Annotated in this window: 16 protein-coding genes; 10 read left to right on the top strand and 6 right to left on the bottom strand. The window is 39.7% G+C overall.

What is annotated here, in order from left to right; translation table 11 throughout:
• Window positions 1–10 precede the first annotated feature (10 nt).
• The 4 genes from FN809_RS02700 to bglX all read left to right on the top strand — a co-directional run bounded on the left by FN809_RS02700 (window position 11) and on the right by bglX (window position 6,897).
• On the top strand, window positions 11–1,642 hold the full coding sequence (locus tag FN809_RS02700; RefSeq protein WP_142531921.1) for a RagB/SusD family nutrient uptake outer membrane protein: 1,632 nt from the start codon (window positions 11–13) through the stop codon (window positions 1,640–1,642).
• 118 nt (window positions 1,643–1,760) lie between these two features.
• On the top strand, window positions 1,761–3,347 hold the full coding sequence (locus FN809_RS17945) for a glycerophosphodiester phosphodiesterase family protein (protein ID WP_142531920.1): 1,587 nt from the start codon (window positions 1,761–1,763) through the stop codon (window positions 3,345–3,347).
• Window positions 3,348–3,616: 269 nt separating this feature from the next.
• Window positions 3,617–3,805 (top strand): hypothetical protein, encoded by a 189-nt coding sequence (locus tag FN809_RS02690; protein ID WP_142531919.1) that lies wholly within the window; start codon window positions 3,617–3,619, stop codon window positions 3,803–3,805.
• Window positions 3,802–6,897, top strand: a complete 3,096-nt coding sequence (bglX, locus tag FN809_RS02685) for a beta-glucosidase BglX (RefSeq protein WP_142531918.1) — start codon at window positions 3,802–3,804, stop codon at window positions 6,895–6,897. Before FN809_RS02690 ends, bglX begins: the two co-directional genes overlap by 4 nt.
• A 255-nt stretch (window positions 6,898–7,152) precedes the next feature.
• Here bglX and FN809_RS17855 read toward each other — a convergent pair whose 3' ends face one another.
• The 3 genes from FN809_RS17855 to FN809_RS02675 form a co-directional block, all read right to left on the bottom strand.
• Window positions 7,153–7,656: a Fic family protein gene (locus FN809_RS17855; protein WP_246095450.1), complete on the bottom strand. Its 504-nt coding sequence runs from the start codon at window positions 7,654–7,656 to the stop codon at window positions 7,153–7,155.
• 20 nt (window positions 7,657–7,676) lie between these two features.
• Complete coding sequence (locus tag FN809_RS17850) at window positions 7,677–8,045, bottom strand: Fic/DOC family N-terminal domain-containing protein (RefSeq protein WP_221929341.1); 369 nt, start codon at window positions 8,043–8,045, stop codon at window positions 7,677–7,679.
• 91 nt (window positions 8,046–8,136) lie between these two features.
• Window positions 8,137–9,726 carry a calcineurin-like phosphoesterase C-terminal domain-containing protein gene (locus FN809_RS02675; RefSeq protein ID WP_142531917.1) on the bottom strand — a complete coding sequence of 530 codons (1,590 nt, stop codon included), beginning with the start codon at window positions 9,724–9,726 and terminating at the stop codon, window positions 8,137–8,139.
• Window positions 9,727–10,293: 567 nt separating this feature from the next.
• Between FN809_RS02675 and FN809_RS02670 the strand changes: the two genes are divergently transcribed.
• Window positions 10,294–12,144 carry a pyruvate kinase gene (locus FN809_RS02670; RefSeq protein ID WP_142531916.1) on the top strand — a complete coding sequence of 617 codons (1,851 nt, stop codon included), beginning with the start codon at window positions 10,294–10,296 and terminating at the stop codon, window positions 12,142–12,144.
• A 112-nt stretch (window positions 12,145–12,256) separates the two neighbouring features.
• Here FN809_RS02670 and cls read toward each other — a convergent pair whose 3' ends face one another.
• Entirely contained in the window at window positions 12,257–13,711 is a 1,455-nt protein-coding gene (cls, locus tag FN809_RS02665; protein ID WP_142531915.1) for a cardiolipin synthase, read from the bottom strand.
• A 341-nt stretch (window positions 13,712–14,052) separates the two neighbouring features.
• Here cls and FN809_RS02660 point away from each other — a divergent pair, with 341 nt between their 5' ends.
• The 5 genes from FN809_RS02660 (at window position 14,053) to FN809_RS02640 (ending at window position 20,382) form a co-directional block, all read left to right on the top strand.
• A complete protein-coding gene (locus tag FN809_RS02660) occupies window positions 14,053–15,174 on the top strand; it encodes a helix-turn-helix domain-containing protein (protein WP_142531914.1) in 1,122 nt (373 codons plus the stop codon).
• Window positions 15,175–15,358: 184 nt separating this feature from the next.
• Window positions 15,359–15,985, top strand: a complete 627-nt coding sequence (locus tag FN809_RS02655; RefSeq protein ID WP_142531913.1) for a DUF6448 family protein — start codon at window positions 15,359–15,361, stop codon at window positions 15,983–15,985.
• Window positions 15,986–16,146: 161 nt separating this feature from the next.
• On the top strand, window positions 16,147–16,362 hold the full coding sequence (locus FN809_RS02650; RefSeq protein WP_142531912.1) for a heavy-metal-associated domain-containing protein: 216 nt from the start codon (window positions 16,147–16,149) through the stop codon (window positions 16,360–16,362).
• 216 nt (window positions 16,363–16,578) lie between these two features.
• Window positions 16,579–18,498 (top strand): heavy metal translocating P-type ATPase, encoded by a 1,920-nt coding sequence (locus tag FN809_RS02645; protein ID WP_142531911.1) that lies wholly within the window; start codon window positions 16,579–16,581, stop codon window positions 18,496–18,498.
• A gap of 636 nt (window positions 18,499–19,134) precedes the next feature.
• On the top strand, window positions 19,135–20,382 hold the full coding sequence (locus FN809_RS02640) for an amidohydrolase family protein (protein WP_142531910.1): 1,248 nt from the start codon (window positions 19,135–19,137) through the stop codon (window positions 20,380–20,382).
• Window positions 20,383–20,471: 89 nt separating this feature from the next.
• On the opposite strand, the gene FN809_RS02635 is transcribed toward FN809_RS02640, so the two are convergent.
• Both FN809_RS02635 and FN809_RS02630 read right to left on the bottom strand, forming a co-directional pair.
• On the bottom strand, window positions 20,472–21,644 hold the full coding sequence (locus tag FN809_RS02635) for an MFS transporter (RefSeq protein WP_142531909.1): 1,173 nt from the start codon (window positions 21,642–21,644) through the stop codon (window positions 20,472–20,474).
• Between the two features lie 90 nt (window positions 21,645–21,734).
• Complete coding sequence (locus tag FN809_RS02630) at window positions 21,735–22,202, bottom strand: Dps family protein (protein ID WP_142531908.1); 468 nt, start codon at window positions 22,200–22,202, stop codon at window positions 21,735–21,737.
• Window positions 22,203–22,406 lie beyond the last annotated feature (204 nt).

Here is a 22,406-nt window from a genome sequence, read left to right as displayed (position 1 = left end):
TATAAATGCGATGAATATAAAATATTATTATAAAAAGACAATAGGCGGCCTGCTGGCTTGTATGGTTCTGTTGTTAGCGGCATCATGCGACGATTTTTTGGCAGAGCAGCCAAGTACATTAATCGATTCGGATTATGTATATACTACTGAGGAAGGATTAAAATCGGGCGTGGTCAGTTTATATAAATTTAACCGCGATAGATATGATACCAATATACAGGATTATATGGGCGGTCTGATATTGCCGTCGCGAAGCGATTTGGCCTTTAACCGTTCCGGATATTTAGGTTTGATTGGCAGGTATCAACGTGGAGTATCGCCTATCGATCTGGGCTCAAATTTTATCTCTTCTTTGTTCTGGAAACACTATTATAAAATATCCAGTAAAGCCACCGATATAATCAATGCTGCCGAAGTGGCAAATGGTATTGACCAAGCAACAAAGAATCAAATTATTGCAGAAGCAAAATTCTTTAGGGCAGAAGCTTATTTTTATCTGTACCGGATGTATAATAACATCTATGTAAGTACCGAATCGGTTACTGTTGACAATGCTTTCGATTTGATACTGGATAAATCTTCGGATGAAGAAATATTGGCCTTGATAAATAGTGATTTGGATTTTGCCATTGAACATTTAAATTGGGATGTAACCTTTGGCCGTGTTTCAAAGGGAACCGCCAAACATGTTAAGGCACAATTGGCCCTGTGGGAGGGGGATTGGTTAGAAGCCAAAACGCAAGCCTTGTCCGTCATCGAAGATCCCGATAGTCCACATGGTTTACTGCCAAACACAGCTGATGTTTTTAAAGGAGAAAGAAACCATGCGGAGCAATTGTTTGTAGTACAAGCAAAAGACAATGTATTGGGAGGTGGAAATACAAGTATGCTGAATGCCAACTACATCACACAGTATTTTCACATAAAAGGAATTGAAGGCGATGTATCTCAAGGAGGAAAAGGTTTTTCGAGAATATTACCCAATCTGTATTTATTAAACCTTTTGGCAGAGGATGAAAATGATACAAGAGATGACAATACATATTTTAGATTAAAGTATTATTACAATGATGTGGATAATTTACCCGAAGGTAAAAAGGTAGGCGATATCATTGATATTTATGAGCCTATCACCGATCTGGATAATCCCAGTAAAACCTATAAAAAATATTATCAAAACTTGCATCCATCATGTTTAAAATTTGCGCAAGAAGATGACGATCCGAACTCATACCAACAAAGGAGCAATATTTTAGTGTATCGTTTAGCTGAAACTTATTTGATTGCAGCAGAGGCTATTATGAGATCGGGCAACGGTGATCCTTTGCCCTATATCAATGCCATTCGAGAACGGGCAGGTGCGGCTGTTTTAAGCAATGTGGACGAGCAAGCCATTTTGGATGAGCGAGCCCGGGAGTTAGCTTTTGAAGGACAGCGCTGGTTTACCCTAAAGCGGATGGGAGCAACGGTGATGAACAGGCAAATGAAGAATTATGCTGGTGATGGCCCTTATTTCCCCGCTAATTATGGGGGTATAAAAGACCCGAGAGAGAACTGGCAAGATCATTTTATTAACTTTCCGATTTTTCAGGAAGATCTGGATTTACTAGGACCCGATTATCCTCAGAATAATGGTTACTAATGATTTGTCGTATTGTTAAAAAATTGGTAATATTAAAAGTCATAGCAGCATTTAAGTATACAAGGGCAATTTATTGTCCTTGTATATTGTTAAACAATGAGCCTCAATACAAATAATTATGCGATATCTATTTCTAATATTAATGATTACAGGATTTATTTCATGCACACCTACAACTCAAAACAACCGTACTTTTGCCAATAATCCTGTTGTGGCGCATCGTGGTGCCTGGAAAAAATATAAGCTTCCTCAAAACTCTATAGCCTCATTAAAACATGCTATTGAGCTAAATTGCACGGGGGCTGAGTTTGATGTAAGGATTACGGCAGATAGTGTGTTGATTGTAACCCACGATAAAGATTACCACGATTTATTGATAGTGGAAACTACATATCAGGAGCTGGCAAAACATAAGCTTGCCAATGGCGAGTTGTTACCCACCTTAAAGGATTATTTGCTTGCCGGGATGGAAAATAACAAGGGTACCGGATTGGTTTGCGAAATTAAGCCCACAAGAAATAAAGAGCTGAATCTGAAAATGGCCGAAAAAACAATCCAGTTGGTTAAAGAGCTAAAGGCCGAACCCTATATTCATTCATATATCAGCTTTGGGTATGATATACTTAAAAAAATTGTTGAGATAGACGCTACAGCCAAAACACAGTATCTGAACGGTAACAAAACACCGCAACAGTTAAAGGAGGACGGAATTTGGGGCCTGGACTATCATTTTAATATTTTCAAAAGAAATCCGGAATGGATTAAAAGCGCCAAAGACTTGGGTTTAAGTCTAAATGCCTGGACCGTAAATAAACCCGACGATATGGATTGGTTGCTGGCCAACGATTTTGATTACATCACCACCGACGAGCCTGAACTGTTGTTTACCCGTATTGCAGCAAGCCCTGTAAAGGATGGGTATAAATTGGTTTGGAGCGATGAGTTTAACTACAGGGGCAAACCCGACAGTACCAAGTGGGGATATGCTTATGGCTTTATAGCCAACCGCGAAGATCAGTATTACACCGATAGCCTGAAAAATGTTCGGGTACAGGGTGGCCATTTGATTATTGAAACACACAAAGAAGAAATCGCGAATAAAGACTATGGCAATCCGGATCTTTTAAAGAAAAGCTGGATGAAATATGCTGCCGAAAGAAAAACAGCTGCTTACACCTCGGGTCGGGTGAATACTAAAAATTTGGCTTCGTGGAAATACGGGCGCATAGAGGTAAGGGCAAAGTTGCCCAGGGGTGTGGGGCTTTGGCCTGCCATTTGGATGCTGGGCGACAACCGAAAGGAAGTGGGATGGCCCGAGTGTGGCGAGATAGATATTATGGAACATGTGGGCTTTAATCCGGATTCTGTATTTGCCACCATCCATACCAAAGCCTACAATCACATGAAAGGAACGCACAAAGGAAAAAAGATTTTTATCGACCGCCCTTATGATACCTTCAATGTGTTTGCCTTGGAATGGACACCCGAAAAAATGGACTTTTTACTGAACGGCATCGTTTACAACCAGATACTAAACGAAAATAAAACCACCGCAGAATGGCCTTTTGATCAAAAGTTTTACCTGATTATAAACACAGCGGTAGGTGGCATGCTCGGCGGCAAAAAGGGAATCGACAACAGTGTTTTTCCGCAGCAAATGTTGGTGGATTATGTACGGGTATTTCAAAAAGAAAATGATTTTTGAAACTAATTCAACACAGTGCTTTATAAAGCAACCACAGAGAATACGATGGATGCACAACGGCCACTAAGAAATATTGTGAACATTGTGCGCCTTTGTGTACATTTGGTTGAAAATTAAAACGCTGTGCTCTGCGTATATTCCGCATAAGCAGAACAAGTTGTGTTCATAGTTTCTTTTTTTGAAGTTTCTTCTCACAATGCTGCGGGGTGTCGTATGGTTCCATATCTACTGTCTCTTATCCCGTAGTCTTAATATATATATTCAACAAAATGAAGCGAGCCCCCGAATGGTCGGATCAGGCTCCCGATGAAAGATCGGGACAGGTTATGAGAGTAGCCTCTCACATTACTTGTTCCGCTGTAGCGGAAACCCGTCCCGCACAAGCGGGAGGGAAAACATTATCGGCCAGTTCTCCCGATGCATCGGGACCACATAAATCAATAATTATAATGAGATGAAAAATACACTAATACTTTTTGTACTCGCATGTCTATTTTTTACCACGGCCAGGTCACAGGATGTTTCCGTTATGACCTATAACATACGTTTAGACATAGCTTCGGATGGCGAAAATGCCTGGTCCAATAGGAAAGATTTTTTACTTTCCCAGATACAATTCCATGCGCCTGATTTTTTGGGGACGCAAGAAGGACGCCCCAATCAAATTGCAGATATGAAAGAAACACTGAAGGGGTATGACTATATAGGTCACGGGCGCGATGGCGGCAACAAGGGCGAGTATTCGGCTATATTTTACAAAAAAGCAAAATTTAGGTTGGAGGAAGACGGTACATTCTGGCTATCGGAAACGCCCGAAAAATTTTCGAAGGGATGGGATGCCGCATATCCGCGGATTTGTACCTATGGCTTGTTCACGGATGTAAAAACCTCCCAAAAAATATGGGTTTTCAATACGCACCTGGATCATGTGGGGCAGGAGGCCAGGCTACAAGGAATGAAGCTCATCCAACAAAAAATAGCCGAAATCAACAGCCATGGTTATCCGGTAATTTTAACGGGCGATTTTAATGTGGAACCCAATAACCTACTAATCGAAAAGCTATCGGAGCAAATGCTGAATACGGAAACGGTGGCCGAATTAACCCATGGTCCCAAAGGTACGTTCAATGCTTTTAAATTTAATGCGCCTGTAACACGGACCATTGATTATATTTTCATCTCCCAAAATAATGGTTTAAAAGTAAAAAAATATGCGGTGTTGAGCGATTCTGAAAACTTAAGGTATCCATCCGATCACTTTCCTGTTTACGCAGAAATTTATGGTTTTGATCAAAATACAGATAACAGGGATAATTTGCACCAGGGAACTGATTTTGACCCGGCCTTAGAGCACAAGGTCGATTCCGTTTTGGCCCTGATGCATCTCAACGAAAAAATCGGGCAACTGGTGCAATACAGCGGAAAGTGGGATGCAACCGGCCCGTCGTCCTCCAAAGGCGATCAGCATAAGCTTGATAAACTTAAGAACGGAGAAGTAGGTTCCATGCTCAATATTACTTCTGTGGCATCTGTTCGCGAAACACAGAAAATTGTGATGGAAAATTCGCGCTTAAAAATCCCTTTGATTTTTGGCTATGATGTGATACACGGATATAAAACCATTTTTCCTATACCCCTGGGCGAAAGTGCCAGTTGGGATTTGAATATTATGGAACAATCGGCTTCCATAGCGGCAAAAGAAGCATCGGCTTCCGGTCTGCAATGGACCTTTGCACCCATGATCGATGTGTCGAGGGATGCCCGTTGGGGCAGAGGTATGGAAGGGGCCGGCGAAGATACCTACTTAAATACCGTAATAGGACTTGCCCGGATAAAAGGCTTTCAGGGCGATGATCTGTCGCTGCCCCACACTCTTGCGGCATGTGCCAAACATTTTGCCGGTTACGGTTTTGCCGAAGCAGGCCGCGATTATAACACCGTAAATATTGGTGAGCACGAGTTGCATAATGTTATCTTGCCCCCGTTTAAGGCAGCTGCAGAAGCCGGAGTGGCTACTTTTATGAATGCATTTAACGAAATTGATGGCGTGCCGGCAACAGGGAGCAAAGCTTTACAAAGAGATTTGCTTAAGGGTTCTTGGGGCTGGGATGGATTTGTGGTTTCGGACTGGGGATCGATAGGGGAGATGATTGCGCATGGATATGCCAAAGATAAAAAACATGCCGCCCAAATTGCCCTGAGCGCAGGCAGCGACATGGATATGGAATCTTATGCCTATGAGGCACATCTTGAGGCTTTATTAAACGAAAATAAAATTTCGATGGCACATTTGGACCATGCCGTGAGGCGGGTGTTGCGGGTGAAATTCAGATTGGGTTTGTTCGATGATCCGTATAGGTATTGCAACGAAGACAGAGAAAAGAACGAAGTTTATAGCAAAGAGCATTTGGCTATTGCCCGCGATGCGGCAAAAAAGTCAATCGTTCTGTTGAAAAATGAAAACGACTTACTTCCGCTCAATAAAAACCTAAAAAGTATAGCGGTGATTGGCCCCCTGGCCAATGACAAAGATACCCCGCTGGGAAACTGGAGAGCTAAGGGTAGGTATAATTCCGCAGTTTCTTTGTTGGATGGTGTTAAAAAAGCGGTTGGCAGCAGCACAACAATATATTACGAAAAAGGTGCAGATTTAACGGTGCCTACTTTAAGGGAAGGACAAAATCAATTTTTGCATCCGCTAAAATTCAACACTACGGATGTATCCGGAATAAATGCTGCTGTTCAAGCGGCAAAAAAAGCCGAAGTGGTATTGCTGGCTATAGGCGAAGATGCCTATCAAACAGGAGAGGGGCGAAGCCAAACCGATATTGGACTGTTTGGTGTGCAGCAGCAATTACTCGAAGCTGTGCTCGAAGTAAACAAAAACGTAGTAATTGTTTTAATGAACGGCAGACCCATGGATATTTCCTGGGCGGCGGAGCATGTGCCTTCCATCCTGGAGTGTTGGTTTTTAGGCTCCGAGTCGGGCAATGCGATAGCCGATGTTGTGTTTGGCGATTACAACCCCTCGGGCAAGCTACCCGTTTCCTTTCCACATAATGTGGGACAGGAGCCTTTGTATTACAATAAAAAAAATACCGGAAGGCCCTATAGTAAAAAGCACATTACCTATTCGGGTTATACCGATGCACCAAAAACTGCCTTATATCCTTTTGGCCATGGACTCAGTTATACTACTTTTGCGTATGAAAATTTGAGATTGGATAAGACCGAAATAGCCAAAGATGGTCAAATAAGCGTATCCGTTGATGTTACAAACACGGGCTCCGTGGATGGCGAGGAAGTGGTTCAACTGTACATCAGAGATATGGTGGGCAGTATAACACGACCCATAAGGGAGTTAAAAGGCTTTGAAAAGGTAATGATACGGGCAGGTGAAACCAAGACCCTAAGCCTTACCATAAATGCCGACATGCTCCGGTTTTATACCATCAATAAAAAATGGGAAGTGGAACCGGGCGACTTTAGGGTTTTTATCGGTGGCGATTCACAGGCAAAGTTAAAGGCATCGTTTGTTGTTAGGGAGTAGGTTCACTAGCCCTACGCTTTAGCTTAGGGAATAAAGCATCAAGTACCCTCTCCCCGTTTCCGCCAAAAAAAAGCTTTTCTTTTGGCGGAAACGGGGAGAGGTGATGGGGTTGTACGAATCTATAGTTACACGTGTTGTGTATATCGGTAAACCGTATGAGCAGTTTCCTGTCAAACCGAGATGAAGTACAAGCGGCTACGAAACGCTCAAACCCGCAACAAACCTGCCATTACTTAAGCAAAATGTTAGCAAGCATTATTTAAATAGGTCAAGATACTCCTTAAATGCAAACAGCTTTCCTCGTTTACCACCTGTAATCTCTTCCAAAATTTTTAATTCTTCCAATTCGTTAATTAATTTATAAACAGATGGAAGAGATAGTTTTGTTATTAGCTTAGTTAATTGTGCATCTATTATTGGCTTATGAAACAAATGATTGATTATTGTCATTGCGTTGCTCGAACGGCTTCCTAAACTTTGTATCTTTATTTCAATTTCCTTCTGTAACTTTAAGATACCATCAAATGTTTCAATACTATTTTTGGCTGTCTCAATCACCCCAACTAAAAAGAATTTAAACCATTGAGTGATGTCATTTTTTTCTCTAACCCGCATTAAGTTATCATAATACAAAGTCCTGTTTCTTTCAAAGAAATCAGAAAGGTATAATATTGGTTTTTTAAGTATTCCTTTTTCAACTAAATATAATGTTATAATCAGTCGGCCAACTCTACCATTTCCGTCCAAGAAAGGATGTATTGTTTCAAATTGATAATGAATTAAAGCAATTTTTTCAGATTCTCAATTGCTGAATTTAATGCAGATATATAATTCTGAACTTCTTCCCAATCATTTCTTTTTTCTTCGTTAACATCATCCTTATCAAGCAAGACCTCTTCAATATTGGTTTTTGTCCCTTCAATTTTGCTAGATTTTGTTGCTTCTTTTGCAATATGCATACTGATGAATAGATCAATATTGGGTATATATTCAGAATACATATCTAATTTTCCAAGTTGCCTATCTGCCTGACTCAGAAGATTGACTAATTCCATATTTTCAAGAACCCATTGTTTATTTATTTTTTCGGGTTGAAAACTTTTAAAAGTTCCTTGATTTATATATCGACCTGCTTTGAAGTTTTTCATTTTCTATACATTCTTAATCAAAGCTAAGCCTTATTTAAGAAATAAGCAAATATCTTAAATAACGATTTCTTTATTTAAGAATTCTGGTGTTTTAATTAATTAGTCGTTCTGTTTTTAATTTTTTGCTTCTAAAATACGGGGTATTATCGGTATTAAAAAGCATCGTATTTGACCATGCATCCAAGCCGTATTGGTTGCTGGCCCGCACCGAAACGATGTGTATTCCCTGGGGTAAATTGTCCGGGATGGGATACGACCAAAGATGCATGCTTTTTCTTGGCTTCCCTAGTTTAATGCTATTTTCGGTAGGTGTTATTCCCTTTTGCTGAAGTATATTTAAACGTAAAAAGTAGGGGTCAAAATCTTCGGTATAATTCATTGTCTGCCATTCTCCCTTGCCTATTTTTACTTCTACCTTTGTGTCTTTATTGCCGGCATAAATGTTCACAAAAATACTATCGCTGTCTACCGTCACCAGCTCCCTTTCGTGATGGAAAGGGGTCCAAATGTGCATTTGCCGCATATCCGGTTCGGAAACTATATAATCATAATTTTTTTTGTTCCCCTGCAAATTCATTATCCAAAAACCTCTCGGCGTTCCATCCGCCATCATAGCCCCGGGAATGCCGAACATATCTTTTTCGCCATGCCAAAAGGAACCCGAAACTGCCCCGGCAACCAACTCTTCTACCGGGTCGTTGGTTATCCATCCTTCTTTTTCGCCAATCGTTTCAAAAAATTGAATATGCGTGTGCCCGGCATAGGCCGATACCATGGGGTGCTTTTTAAATAATGCCGAAAATTCCTTTATGTTAATGAGTTGCTCCAAAGGAATATGCATGAGTAAATGGACATGGTTCTCGCTTGGTATTGTCTTTAATAATTCCTTTACAAACTGCATTTGATCTTCATCAATAAAGGCCTTGTAACGATGGTGCGGTTTTGGGAAAACGTTATTGAGCGTTATAAAGCTATGCATTCCGTAGGTGAAGGCATAATACGACGGGCCAAAATGTGATTTGTAAGTCTCATCCCGATATTTCAATTCCTTTGCATCGTAGTTTCTATCGTGGTTACCGTACACGTAATAAACCGGTGCACCAATTTTGCCCAGCACTATTTTTATGGGATCGAACAAACGCAGGTTATCATAGCTAATATCTCCCAGGGGTACGATAAAATCATAGTCCTCGCCAAGCATTTTCTCCGAAACCACTTTACTCATATAATACACTTCATCGATTGTTTTGGGTTGGATATCTCCTAAAAGTGCAATTTTCAAGTTGTTTTCACCTTCATTCTTATAAAGTGGAAAATTTAAAGGCTTTTCTATTGTTTGCGGTTCAATGCCCGGAAAGAAGAAGTCGGGTGAGCCTTCTGGCTTGTTGAAAGCGTAGTTTAACGGCACATTGTCTTCCGAAAGTTTGGCGATGTAGCCTGCTGGTTTTATTAAAAACACGGTTTCGCCATTGCTAATTTTCAAACTGTACCTTCCTTTATGGTTCGTCAACACCACATCCCGTCCATTGGAAATAGCCACGTTGGGAATGGGTTTCTCCCCCTCGTCGAAAACGGCATTTATATTCTCGTCCCAATAAACATAACCATGAATTTTTTTATGCTGAGATAATATGTTTTGAAACAAAAACAGACCAATAAATACTATAATATAATTTTTCATAATCAATGTATCTTTTTAAACATGAGTGCTTACGAAGATACTTTAATATGGATAATATTAAAGCAGTTGATTAAATGTTATTTCGTTCAAAGCACAACTATGCATGCAATGTTTTAGGACCACGTGTTGATCTTAGCTAGTTTAAATTTTAATAATCTATTGATATATATCAGGTTTCAATTCTCCCTGGTGCAGGGAACTACCGTATATACTCCAATGAATATTCCGGTGGAGTATTTGTAGCAGAGGACCAAGCTAACTACCCTTACGTGCGGTGTTGTGCGAGGCGCAATGATGGTAAAAAGACCGTCAGCCGTATACTCCATTGGGCTTTGGTACCTTATTGCTTTAGTATCGCACTTAATTTTATCTATAAATACAAAGTATCTGGTTAAGTAGAAGCCTTATTAACAGTGAATGCTTTAAAAGGCACATTGTGGGTTGCATTAATATTTTTTGTATTACTCAAAATATGAAGTACTTGTTTATTAACAGGCAGGGGATATCGGGTTTTTTTGTGTAGATTTACAATGCGCACTTTCATCAAATATAGGATAAAATATTGTAATGAACAGACAGGATAAATTGCGACAAATAGGCCATCAGATACGGGATATTATTGTCAAAGCCCGCGAAATGGAAAACATATATAGCGACTTGATTGGTCGCGTTCATCCCATTTATAGCAAGAGTGCACTCAACTTAGTGCATTATTTGGCCTTGCGAAGTTTCGATATAGAGAAATTGCAGACCCAATTGCGCTACTTGGGATTGCCCGGTATGGATAATGCCGAGGCACATGTGATGAGCAGTCTGCTATCGGTGCAAACCATTGTACGGTTAATGTGTGGTATGCCGGTTGCTCAAAACCCGGCGGGTACTATCTCCATAAAAAAAAGCGAAAATCTACTTAAAACTAATACCAATTTACTATTTGGCTATAAATCGACCAACCGGTGGACACGTATTATGGTCACCTTACCAACGATTGCCGCACGGGATTATACTTTTATAAACCGTTTGGTTAAGCTGGGCATGAACAGTGCCCGGATTAATTGTGCCCATGACCACCCGGCTGTTTGGATTCAAATGATTAATCATATTAAACAATCCAATAAAGCTTCCAAAAAAAACTGTAAAATAGTGATGGATCTGGCGGGTCCGAAATTACGTACCGGAGCCATGAAGCCGGGACCGCAGATATTGCGTTTTAAACCCGAGCGGGATCTCTCGGGGAAGGTGACTAAACCGGCCAAATTGTGGATTGCTCCACCTGATGTGTTTCCACCTGATGACACGGCGGATGCCATAATTCCGGTGGATGCACGTCTGCTTAAAAAAATTAAACGGGGCGACACAATTCATTTTACCGATGCACGGGGTAAAAAGAATCAGATTTTGATAGACCGAAAGCAAGGCGAAGGAAAATGGGGATTATGCCATTATTCAGCTTATTTAAAAACAGGTACCGAGTTGAAGCTGAACAAGGTAAAGCAAACCGGACGCGAAAAGAGTTTTGTGGGTGAACTGTTGGCCCTGGAACAGTTTATTTTACTTTGTAAGAACGACCTGCTAATTGTTCACAAAGAACCCATACCAGGCGAACCCGCCAAATATGACCGCAAAGGTAAATTAATAGCGCATGCCCACATTTCGTGTACTCTGCCCGAAGTATTTGATGATGTTAAACCGGGTGAAGCTGTGTTTTTTAACGATGGTAAAATAGAAGGTGTCATTGAAGCCAAAGAGGAGGGGAGGCTCCGGGTGAAAATTACCCATGCCAAAAAAATGGGCAGCAAGCTAAGAGGGGGTAAAGGCATTAATTTTCCGGATAGCCATCTTAATATAAATGGCTTAACAGCAAAGGATAAGGAAGATATGAATTTTGTGGGACAATGGGCCGATGTAGTCAACTTATCGTTTGTAAACCAAGCTTCCGATGTGGAAGCTTATCTTACCGTATTAGGTAAAATAAAGGAAAAGCCTGGTCTTATCGTAAAAATTGAAACTTTTAATGGATTCAGAAATCTGCCGGAGATACTGCTTTGTGCCATGCAAATATACCCAGTGGGTATTATGATTGCGCGTGGTGATTTAGCCATAGAAACAGGATGGAAGAATTTTGCATCTATCCAGGAGGAGATTATGCGTGTGGGGGATGCGGCTCACATTCCCGCCGTATGGGCAACACAAGTGCTGGAGAGCATGGCCAAAAATGGCGTGCCCACCCGGTCAGAAATAACTGATGCCGTACTGGCGCAGCGTGCCGAATGTGTGATGTTAAACAAAGGGGCTTATATCGAAAAAACTGTGAACGTGCTGGATAGTATCTTGAAAAAAATGCAAAAACATGGCTATAAAAAACAAATGCATTTACCAAAGTTGGAGGAGGCCGATCGTTTGAAGTTATCACTTTAGCCACAGAAAACAATATGACACAATATTACGAATTGAGGTCTGCGATACTTATCTGGCTATGTAGATGGAGATGATTAAAAACATTTAACAACGATGGTAAGTTAAACAAAAACTAAAATATAGGAGCAAAGAGCCCCACCACCTTTTCATAAAGATGGATGTACTTGGGTCTGTTTATCCAATCCATTGGGTTGATCTCACTCGATTGCTTTAGGTCATTGTTAAACGCCTGTTGTAGCTGCTGTGTAAGGGTTTTACTGTACAGCATTGCATTAACCTCAAAATTAAGGTCAAAGCTTCGGTAGTCCATATTGGCCGATCCTACAACGGACAGACTATCGTCGATAATCATCACTTTAGAATGTACAAAGCCTTTTTTATACTCAAATATTTTTACCCCATGGCGCAGTAGTTCTTTGTAGTACGAACGTGCTGCGGAATTCACAATCCTCGAGTCTGATTTTCCCGGTATCAGCAGTTTTATTGTAATGCCACTTTTTGCAGCAATTAGCAGGGCATCCATCAAGCTTTCGCCCGGAATAAAATACGGACTTGTTATAAGTACTTGTTTTTTTGCCGACCCAATGGCTTCCAGGAGAGAATAAAAAATAACAGGCAATTTAGAGTCGGGACCGGAGGGTGCTATCTGCACCAATTCATCCGTTATTTTTGCTTTTTGGGAGTCTATAGGAAAATAATTTACTCCAAACTGCATCTTGTTTCTGGCACAAAAATTCCAATCGCACAGAAAAATATATTGCAAGTAAAAGGTAGCAGGGCCCTCAATCATTAAATGGGTGTCGCGCCAGTATAAATCATTTTTAGCCGGATTGTCATTTCTGTATTTATCGCTTACATTAATACCACCGATAAAGGATTTTTCACCGTCAATTACAATGATCTTCCTGTGGTTTCTATAGTTCAGCCTATTGACTAAGGCATACCATTTTATTTTATAGAACGGTGCTGTTTCCACACCATTTTCCTCTAATTTTCTAATAAAATCTCTGCCCAGATTATGGCTTCCAAAATCATCGTACATAAAACGTACTTCTACGCCCTGTTGTGCTTTTTTAATCAGCATATCTGCTATGGCGTTTCCTGTATCATCATTTTCATAAATATAGTATTCTAAATGGATGTGCGATTTTGCATTTTCTATGGCATTCAAAAGTTCCGGAAACTTTTCCTCCCCGTTTAAAAGCAGTTTTACAGCATTGTTCCCCGTTAATGGGCTCGTACTTGAGTTGCGTATAAACCGGGTTAAATTAAAGTGCTCAGCAGATAACAAACCTGAATGTATCACCTGCTCCGAATAATTCCAAATATGGCTAAGGATTCTTTGATGGAGTATTTCGTCTTCAACTATCTTTCGGCTGTACAATTTGCGTTTTCGATAGTTTATACCGAAGAAAAAATAAAAAAACATACCCAAAAATGGTACTAAGATAATGAGTAGAATATAAGCCAGTGCTTTGACTCCGCTGCGTGTATCGTACAGTACCCGGAAAACAACCACGAGTATGGTAATAAGGTACACGATTTCGAATAATAAGAACCATTTCATTGAATGCGTTATTAGGCCTGAATTATTATTGAAAAGGGGATGTTATTCTCCTGAAATACGCTAAAGTGTTCATATTATCAGCGGGTTCAAATCAAACATCTCATTAGCAATAATAAAAAATAATTCTGTAACCAACCAGAAAGCAGCCGTCCTATTTTGAGTAATCCGGATGTTAATAATATTAAGCAACATGAATACAATAGCTTAGTGTGTAACTTAGCCAGAATAGCTTACCCCTGTATAGGTGAAAAAATCAAATTGGTTTTACATGAAATTTTTTTTAATATTTGAGCATATGAATTAATCAGCTTATTAGCTGTATTGTACTAAATATCACGACGATGAAATATATTCTCTTTATAGCCTCATTCAATGCATTTTTCTTTTTGGTGCTTCTTCTTCAGAAAAAACCAAGATTACTGCACGATCGCATCTTTATTTTTTGGCTTTTTTATTTGGGTGGTATCACGGCTATTTATGCTTTCTCAATGGAATCCTTCGCCAGTACCCCTGTTTTATCCGGAGGTATTATCGCTTTGTTCCTATTGCACGGCCCTTTTTTATATCTGTATGTTTCTACACTTGCTTTTAACCACAACAAACTTAAAATCAAAAATAGCTGGCATTTTGCCCCTTTTGTGGCCTTTATTCTGTATTTGTTAATTGCATCGGGCTTTCCCGCCTATTCCGCGGCGATTAGGGTAGATCATGTTGCTGAGGGGGGAGGTGGACAACCCATACTATTTTTGTTTTTCCTTGCTTTAACCGCACTTTCCGGACCGGTTTATTTTGTGCTGGCACAAAGGCAGTTACGCAAAACCAAAGTGTTTAACCATAATTTTTCCTCCAGTGATATTGAATTGGACTGGTTGGGGAAATTGATTCCTGCTTTTGGTATAATATGGACCGCTTTAATTATTATCGCAGTCATTCATCATATTTTTTATCTGTTCACCATAGATTTTTGTATCAATGGTCTCATGCTGTCACTTTCAGCATTTATTATCTTGATCGGGTATTTTGGTTTAAAGCAAATAGGCGTATTTATCAGCTATACCGATGAAAAACCCAAAGAAGCTATTATCGAAACTGAAAATTCTATTCCCAGTTTAAAAGATGACGATTTGGATAAGTGTTTTTGTAAAATAGACGATTATTTTAAAACGGAACGACCTTATTTAGAACCCGACTTGACTTTGCCCAAGCTAGCCAAAAGCCTAAATGTTCCTCATCATCATCTTTCGCAGGTCATCAACGAAGTGTATGGACAGAACTTCTTTGATTTCATTAACAAATACAGGGTCGAAGAAGTAAAAAATAAAATTGTGGATCCCCAATTCGATAATTATTCCTTACTGGGTATCGCATTCGAAAGTGGGTTTAACTCTAAATCGGCCTTTAACCGCGTATTTAAGAAGTTTACGGGAAAAACCCCCAGCGAATTTCGGAACTCCCAACAATAGGCTGATAACCAATGCTTTCCACTTCATAAGATTACCTTTCACACGTCCTACTTTATAAAGTGGCACGTGTAATTCTCTTTAAACCAGTGCCATATTATAAAATAGGTCGCACAGTTGTGAGTTGATCCATACTTTTGTTTCCAGAAAATACAAATAGATTATCAATTTTTAAAAAACAGATGTTATGAAAACTCAAGAAAGAAAAGCAATTGTTGCCGGTGCTTTAAAACCTGGCAAATCTTTTAAACTCAATATGCGATCGCTTCTTTTGACATTCGCATTGATGTTGGTCAGCCTTCCCGGATTTGCGCATTGCGACTCGTATGACGGCCCCGTTATTAAAGATGCATTAAAGGCATTGGATAAAAATAATGTGCAGCTGGTTTTGAAGTGGATTGAACCACAACAAGAAAAGGAAATCATTTCCTTGTTCGACAAAACCTACCGCTTAAAAAAAGGAGACAAACAAGTGTATTCAATTGTTGAAAAGCACTTTCTGGAAACCCTTGTACGATTGCACAGAGAGACCGAAGGCGCACCTTATACCGGATTAAAACCGGCAGGATCCACGACTCCTTTGGTTGTAATGGCAGATAATTCAATAGCAAAAAATGATGTAGGGGAAGTAATTAATACCGTGACTACCCATTTGGAACAAGTGCTAAGAGACCGATATGCCACCGTAGCAAAACTTGGTAAAACAAAAGATGAATCCGTTGAGCAAGGAAGAGCTTATGTACATGCTTACGTACAATACACGCATACCTTAGAAGCCCTGGAGCACATACTACACGGTGATATTTCTCACTAAGAAGGGCATCATGCACGAGATAAAGACTGCATAGTTATAATAACAATAAATCACTACTGACCGACTTAGAATAATAGATTCTTTCCCTGTCTGCAACAGGCAGGGAGGGATCTTTTTTTTTACCCGGTCACTACTGTTAAATATTAAAAAATACAATAGAAATGAAAACGACAAGATTTCAGTTGGAGACCCTTACATGCCCAAGTTGCATTACCAGTATAGAAGGTGTTCTTAACAAGGAACCAGGCGTAGAGAAGGCAAAAGTGCTTTTCAACTCCAGCAAGGTTAAAATAGAACATGACGAAGAAAAGGTATCACCTGAGCAGTTGGCCGAATTGATAAAAAAAGTAGGCTATCCCATTTTATCCTCTAAATAGTGCATCTAAGAAAACTCGGAAAATTCTGAGTGGCTCGATAAAAAACGTCAAAGACAAGGCTTGTGAAGTCAGGAAAAACGGAGTCCCGAAATAGATTTTGTAAGGTTTTTATTTAAAACCAACAAAAATCATAATCGGGATGAGTATTTTCCTGACAAGCGTAACGCAGTATTTGGCGTTTTCTTATAGCCACTAAATAAAAAAATCACTAAAACTATGACAGCTAAACAAGTAAATCGGATAATGTATGCAGCAGGAATTTTGCTTCTAGCTGCATTTACAAGCTATTTGTTCAACTGGGGCAGGCCGTTATTGGATGCGCTTTTAATCATAGCCTCAATAGTCGCCGGAATCCCAACTTTTATTAGAGCCTGGAAAGCCTCAAGGTTAAAAATGTTCAGTATCGAACTCTTAGTAACCATAGCCGTTATTGGCGCCCTGATTATCGGCGAATATGTAGAATCAGCCGCGGTAACCTTCTTGTTTCTATTCGGTGCTTTTTTGGAGGGACGATCTTTGGAAAAAGCCCGTGCCTCCCTTAAATCCCTCATGGAAATGGCTCCGTTGGAAGCAACGGTAGTCCGAAATGGCGTACGTTCCAAAATTATGGCGGATGAAGTCGTTAAAAATGATTTGATCATTATTCAAACAGGCGAAAAGATTCCAATCGATGGTCGGGTAATCTCAGGGTCTGCCTCTGTGAATGAGGCAGCGATTACCGGCGAATCCATTCCCGCAAGCAAAGGTGTGGATGCTCAAGTATTTAGCGGAAGTATTCTGGACAGTGGATATCTGGAGGTAATAGCAGAAAGTGTAGGAGCGGATACTACTTTTTCTAAAATCATTGAATTGGTGGAGGAAGCACAGGAAGGAAAAGCCAAAACCCAACGGTTTTTAGAGCAATTTGCTACTATTTATACGCCTGGAATTATGGTTCTTTCCCTCCTCGTATGGGTGTTAACAAAGGATGTGCACCTGGCACTTACCTTTTTGGTGATCGCCTGTCCGGGTGCCTTGGTGATTTCTGCACCTGTATCTATCGTTGCCGGAATCGGGAATGGTGCCCGTAACGGCATTTTAATTAAAGGTGGCGAAGTGATGGAAAACCTGGCGAAAATTAATGCAGTGGTTTTCGACAAGACGGGAACATTGACAAAAGGCCAGCCCGGAGTTACCGCCATAAAAGGATTTGGCATTAGCGAGAAAGAAGTACTGCTGATGGCGGCAGAAGCCGAAGTGGTTTCGGAACATCATTTGGGCAGAGCTATTGTACAAGAAGCCGAAAAGAAAGGATTAAAACTTCGGAATCAACCTACAGATGTAAGAGTGCTCAAAGGTCGTGGTATTGAGGTAAATTTAAATGGAAAACCACTCTATATCGGCAATCGAAAGGGACTTACGCAGCATAATATACCCATAGAAATTGAAGTGGAAGCCTATGCCACGCAGCAGGAGAAAGCCGGGAACACCGCCGTATTTATTGCTGATGATAAACAGGTAATGGGCATAATTTCTATCGCTGATACCATTAGAAACAAAGCCATTGATACTATCCACCATCTCAAATCGGTGGGCATTGCACATTTGGTAATGCTTACCGGCGACAATAAACATACTGCCCAAATAGTGGGCGAGCAATTGAGTATGGATAGTATATATGCCGAATTGCTTCCCGAAGACAAGGCGCTGAAAGTTAAAGATTGCATGGGTAAAGGTATAAAACTGGCCATGGTTGGGGATGGTGTAAATGATGCCCCTGCCATTGCTTCCGCCGATGTTGGAATTGCAATGGGAGTGGCAGGTACCGATGTTGCCATGGAAACGGCAGATGTTGTGCTGATGGCCGACAACCTGGAAAAACTGACCCATGCATTAAAGCTTGCCAAAACTACAGTGCGCAATATGAAACAAAACATGTTTATCGCTGTCGGAACGGTTGCCCTTTTACTGGCCGGTGTATTGACTAAAAATGTGAACTTAGCCTCGGGTATGTTGATTCATGAGTTCAGCGTGCTTGTGGTCATATTAAATGCTATTCGCTTGGTTCGTTTTAAACCTTCCAGCCGCTTTGCGCAACCCGCACCGCCAAAGGAAGAGCGAGTTTACGCAGCAAGAAAACTAACCCAGGAATGTTAAGCTGAACTATTCATAAATTTTCAAAATTATGAATTACGATCAGTTAACCCCTTGCCTGCGGCAGGCAGGCGATATAGCTGAAGTTAAACTTTTGAAAATAACTTTTACTGAATTGAAAATCGACGGAGTCAAACTTAGTCGCTAGCGCAGCCAATTATTTGGGCTAAAAGTAGCGTAATTTTAGGGCTAACTGTCTTATAGTCTTTTGTTATACCCTAATGCATACAGTGCTATATATTATAAAGGCCAAGTTTATTTGTTTCTTCAATGTTCACCTTAAATATTTCTCGCACTCCGGCTTCCTATCCTTTACTTAGGCCTTTTTGTTTAACAACTATGCTTGAGGAGCTATTTATGAAAATAGTGAGGTGTAGCCATGATGCAAAATTCCAATTCAGTCGTGTCGTTTAGTACGCTAACAACGTAAATAAGCCTTAATAAATTTTCCCCTTCACAGCTTTACCTATTAATCTGTTAGCTGTTAGCTATACATGTCTGTAAAATAATGTATATTAGGGGTTATGTAAAAAAAACAAGCAGCACGTGAACAGCGGCTAAAATATTCTTAAATTTAAGACGAGCCGGAACCTGAAGCTTCAGAATTTATTATATAACCAACATAAAAATTAATCTAAGATGAAAAAAAAGTTTTTCAATGCGAATATTTATCGCAACGATGCAGCAAGCGAAATGATTGTAGAAAATGGAAAAATTACACAGATTGGAACTAATTTGCCTAAGTGTGAGGAGGAAATTGATCTCCAAGGGAAGCTTGTGTTGCCTCCCTATGTAGATCCGCATTTACATTTGGATTATGTATATACATTATCTGAGCTTGGACAAGAAGGAGCAGGTTCGGGGACTTTGTTTGAAGCGATTGAATTATGGCCAAAATTTAAAGAAACACTAACCGTTGAAAGTGTAAAAAGACTTGCCCTGAAGGGAATTAAAGATGAGGTTTCGCAAGGCGTACAACATATCCGTACGCATATTGACGTTACAGATCCAAAATTTACGGCACTAAAAGCCATGTTGGAAATGAAGGAAGAGTTAAAGGATGTTGTTGATATACAAATAGTTTCTTTCCCGCAACAAGGGATGTACATGTACAAAGGCGGCGTTGATTTAGTAGAGGAGGCGCTTAAAATGGGGGCTGATGTGGTAGGAGGTATTCCACACTATGAACCTGCCCGGGAATTTGGAGAAAAGTCGGTTCACGACATCGTTAAGCTGGCTTTAAAATACAATAAACTGATTGATGTTCACTGCGACGAAACAGATGATACCCATTCGCGCTTTGTGGAGTTATTGAATGCCCTTGTCCTTATGGAGGATTATGGTAGTAAAACTACGGCAAGTCATACTTGTTCCTTCGGTTCGGCGGATAATTCTTATGCTTTTAGAATGATGGATTTATTTAAAAAGAGCAAGCTGAATTTTATCTCTTGCCCCACTGAAAATGCCTATCTTCAAGGTCGCCAGGATACCTATCCTAAGCGTCGTGGATTAACCAGAGTGAAAGAATTTATTGAATCGGGGATAAATGTGGCTTTTGCACAAGATTCAATAAACGATCCCTGGTACCCCATGGGGAATGGCAATATGATGAATATTTTGGATAATGGAATTCACCTGGCTCAAATTATGTCGCCGCAAGAAGTAAAAACAAATTTTGATTTAATCACCTATAATGGAGCCCGTTGTTTAAATATTCAGGACAGTTATGGTTTGGATGTAGGAAAACAAGCCAACTTTATTGTTTTAAATGAGAGTTCTGTTTATGAGGCTATTCGTAAAAGAGTGGATGTGTTGGCTTCGGTTCGTAATGGAGAGTATCTATTTAAGCGTAAAGAAACAGCCTACGATGTTGAATTATCATTATAATCTTTATTTATCACTCACCAATAAAAAAAGGCTACCAATTGGCAGCCTTTTTTTATTTTCTATAAAATAGGGTGATGCAAAGCTTATACTTAACTTAGTGTTTTTTTAGCAACAAATGCTAATATAAGCCCCGGAACAGCTAATGCTATGGCGAAAACAGGAAGGCTCATAACCAGGTATTTGGTAAGCAAAATTCCACAAACGGAAGCTGCAATCATGATAGAAAGGTTAAAAGTACACGATTGAATAGATGTGGCTATATCCTTTGCCTTCTCTACTTGACGTCCAACAGCAGTTTGAAACAGGGCAACTAAAGGCCCGAATGAAACACCCCAAAGGAAAAATCCAAAATGAGCTATGCCAATAGAACCACCAAAAACAAGGAAAATAGCCATGGCAATAATTAACAGTGCAAACATTAAAATGGTTAGCAATTGCAAATACTCGTCGGTATATTTAATCGCTATTAAAACAGAAAGTAAAGAACCTATACCAAACATCACCAAAGCTATTTCAATACCTCCTGCCATTTGCATCGATTCAACTAAGCTTGCAATATATACATATACGCCATAATGCGCAGCAACGCCCAGAAGCGTGAAAAGCAATACCATTAGCACCGCTTTTATTTTTAACATGGCAAATGGAGATGTGTCTTGCGTTAATTTCTCTCCCTTAAGCGAGGGTAGAAAAATCATACTTAAAACAGCAATTCCAACAATGATTAAGCCAATAACTACAAATTCAGTCCTCCAACCATAATTATCCCCAATCCATGTCATTAAGGGCATGCCTAAGCTAATGCCTAAAGTAGTTCCTGCCATTATAACTGCAACGGCCTTCCCGTATTGTTCTGGGGCTACCAAACGCATTCCATAGGCGGCAATCATGGGCCACATTATCCCGGCACAAATACCACCCACAACACGCATTGAAATAATTACAAAGTAACTACTAACTAAGGCAACAATAACATTAGAAACTGCAAATCCGCCCAAAAGCAAAAGCAATAATACCTTACGGTTATAATGCATAGTTGCCGAAATAAGCGGAATAGAAAAAATGGCTGATGCCAAAGCATAATATCCAACAAGATTACCGCCTTGAATTTCGCTTAAGTGCAATTCCTGCATCATAATCGGAAGCACTCCTGACGGCATTAATTCCGAAAGTATACCAACAAAAGTTACCGATGACATTAAAATCATAATTCCCCAGGGAAAATAATTTTTTGCTGTTACTGTAGTATTTTGTTCACTCATGATAATTATTTACTCTATTTAAAATTTAGAAGTGATAAAGGTGGCAATTCTGCATTATCTATACTGCCAAAACTCATCTTCGGTAAAAATTTATTTTAAATAAGAGTTAAGCATCCAAAGCGTTTTTTCAGTTTCGGCAATGTAGTCACTCATCAAAGCTACCGTACCTTCGTCATCTGCATCGGTTGCCAGGGATAGAATGAGTCGTTCTTTTGTTATTAAAGTAGAAAAGTTTTTTACGACAATTTCTATACATTTGGTTCCATCTTTGATGCTTTTTGCTTCTGGAATTTCCGCTGTTTTAAGATAGTCGGTATAAGTGTGCAAAGGTTCGCCCTCGAGTGTTAAAATACGTTCTGCTATTTCATCTATTTTTACAAAAGCATCATTGTATAATTCTTCAAACTTATCGTGTAATTCAAAAAAATCCCTTCCTTTTATATTCCAATGAAACCCGCGTAAATTTTGATAAAAGATTTCATAATCTGCTAATAAAATATTCAATTCAACAGCTAATTTTTCCGCCTTTTTTTTATCTATTCCTACTAAATTCTTCATGGTTTATTTTTTTAGTTAAATTCAAATATATGTATATTTCTGGTATATAACAATTTTATGTATTCCAGAATTTATTTAAATCAAGCAAGAAGGCAACTTTGTTGTAGTAGTTTCTTAAATAGAAAGTTGTTCTAATTCTATTTAGGTTGCGGCGAAGTTAGTTTTTCATTTCCTGCGATTGCTGTTTAACATGATTAAAATAGG

It is taken from the genome of Saccharicrinis carchari, assembly GCF_900182605.1.
In the GTDB taxonomy this organism is placed as follows: Bacteria; Bacteroidota; Bacteroidia; order Bacteroidales; family Marinilabiliaceae; genus Saccharicrinis; species Saccharicrinis carchari.
Note: the sequence above shows the minus strand (reverse complement) of the source record. Positions and strands in the feature narration are given on the sequence as shown.

Excerpts from the sequence above, each read along its gene's own strand:
- FN809_RS02655 (WP_142531913.1), top strand. The coding sequence starts at position 15,359 with ATGAAAACTCAAGAAAGAAAAGCAATTGTTGCCGGTGCTTTAAAACCT.
- FN809_RS02640 (WP_142531910.1), top strand. The coding sequence starts at position 19,135 with ATGAAAAAAAAGTTTTTCAATGCGAATATTTATCGCAACGATGCAGCA.
- FN809_RS02660 (WP_142531914.1), top strand. The coding sequence starts at position 14,053 with ATGAAATATATTCTCTTTATAGCCTCATTCAATGCATTTTTCTTTTTG.
- FN809_RS02670 (WP_142531916.1), top strand. The coding sequence starts at position 10,294 with ATGAACAGACAGGATAAATTGCGACAAATAGGCCATCAGATACGGGAT.
- bglX (WP_142531918.1), top strand. The coding sequence starts at position 3,802 with ATGAAAAATACACTAATACTTTTTGTACTCGCATGTCTATTTTTTACC.
- FN809_RS02690 (WP_142531919.1), top strand. The coding sequence starts at position 3,617 with ATGAAGCGAGCCCCCGAATGGTCGGATCAGGCTCCCGATGAAAGATCG.
- FN809_RS02645 (WP_142531911.1), top strand. The coding sequence starts at position 16,579 with ATGACAGCTAAACAAGTAAATCGGATAATGTATGCAGCAGGAATTTTG.
- FN809_RS17850 (WP_221929341.1), bottom strand. The coding sequence starts at position 8,045 with ATGAAAAACTTCAAAGCAGGTCGATATATAAATCAAGGAACTTTTAAA.
- FN809_RS02675 (WP_142531917.1), bottom strand. The coding sequence starts at position 9,726 with ATGAAAAATTATATTATAGTATTTATTGGTCTGTTTTTGTTTCAAAAC.
- FN809_RS02630 (WP_142531908.1), bottom strand. The coding sequence starts at position 22,202 with ATGAAGAATTTAGTAGGAATAGATAAAAAAAAGGCGGAAAAATTAGCT.
- FN809_RS17945 (WP_142531920.1), top strand. The coding sequence starts at position 1,761 with ATGCGATATCTATTTCTAATATTAATGATTACAGGATTTATTTCATGC.
- FN809_RS02635 (WP_142531909.1), bottom strand. The coding sequence starts at position 21,644 with ATGAGTGAACAAAATACTACAGTAACAGCAAAAAATTATTTTCCCTGG.
- cls (WP_142531915.1), bottom strand. The coding sequence starts at position 13,711 with ATGAAATGGTTCTTATTATTCGAAATCGTGTACCTTATTACCATACTC.
- FN809_RS02700 (WP_142531921.1), top strand. The coding sequence starts at position 11 with ATGAATATAAAATATTATTATAAAAAGACAATAGGCGGCCTGCTGGCT.
- FN809_RS02650 (WP_142531912.1), top strand. The coding sequence starts at position 16,147 with ATGAAAACGACAAGATTTCAGTTGGAGACCCTTACATGCCCAAGTTGC.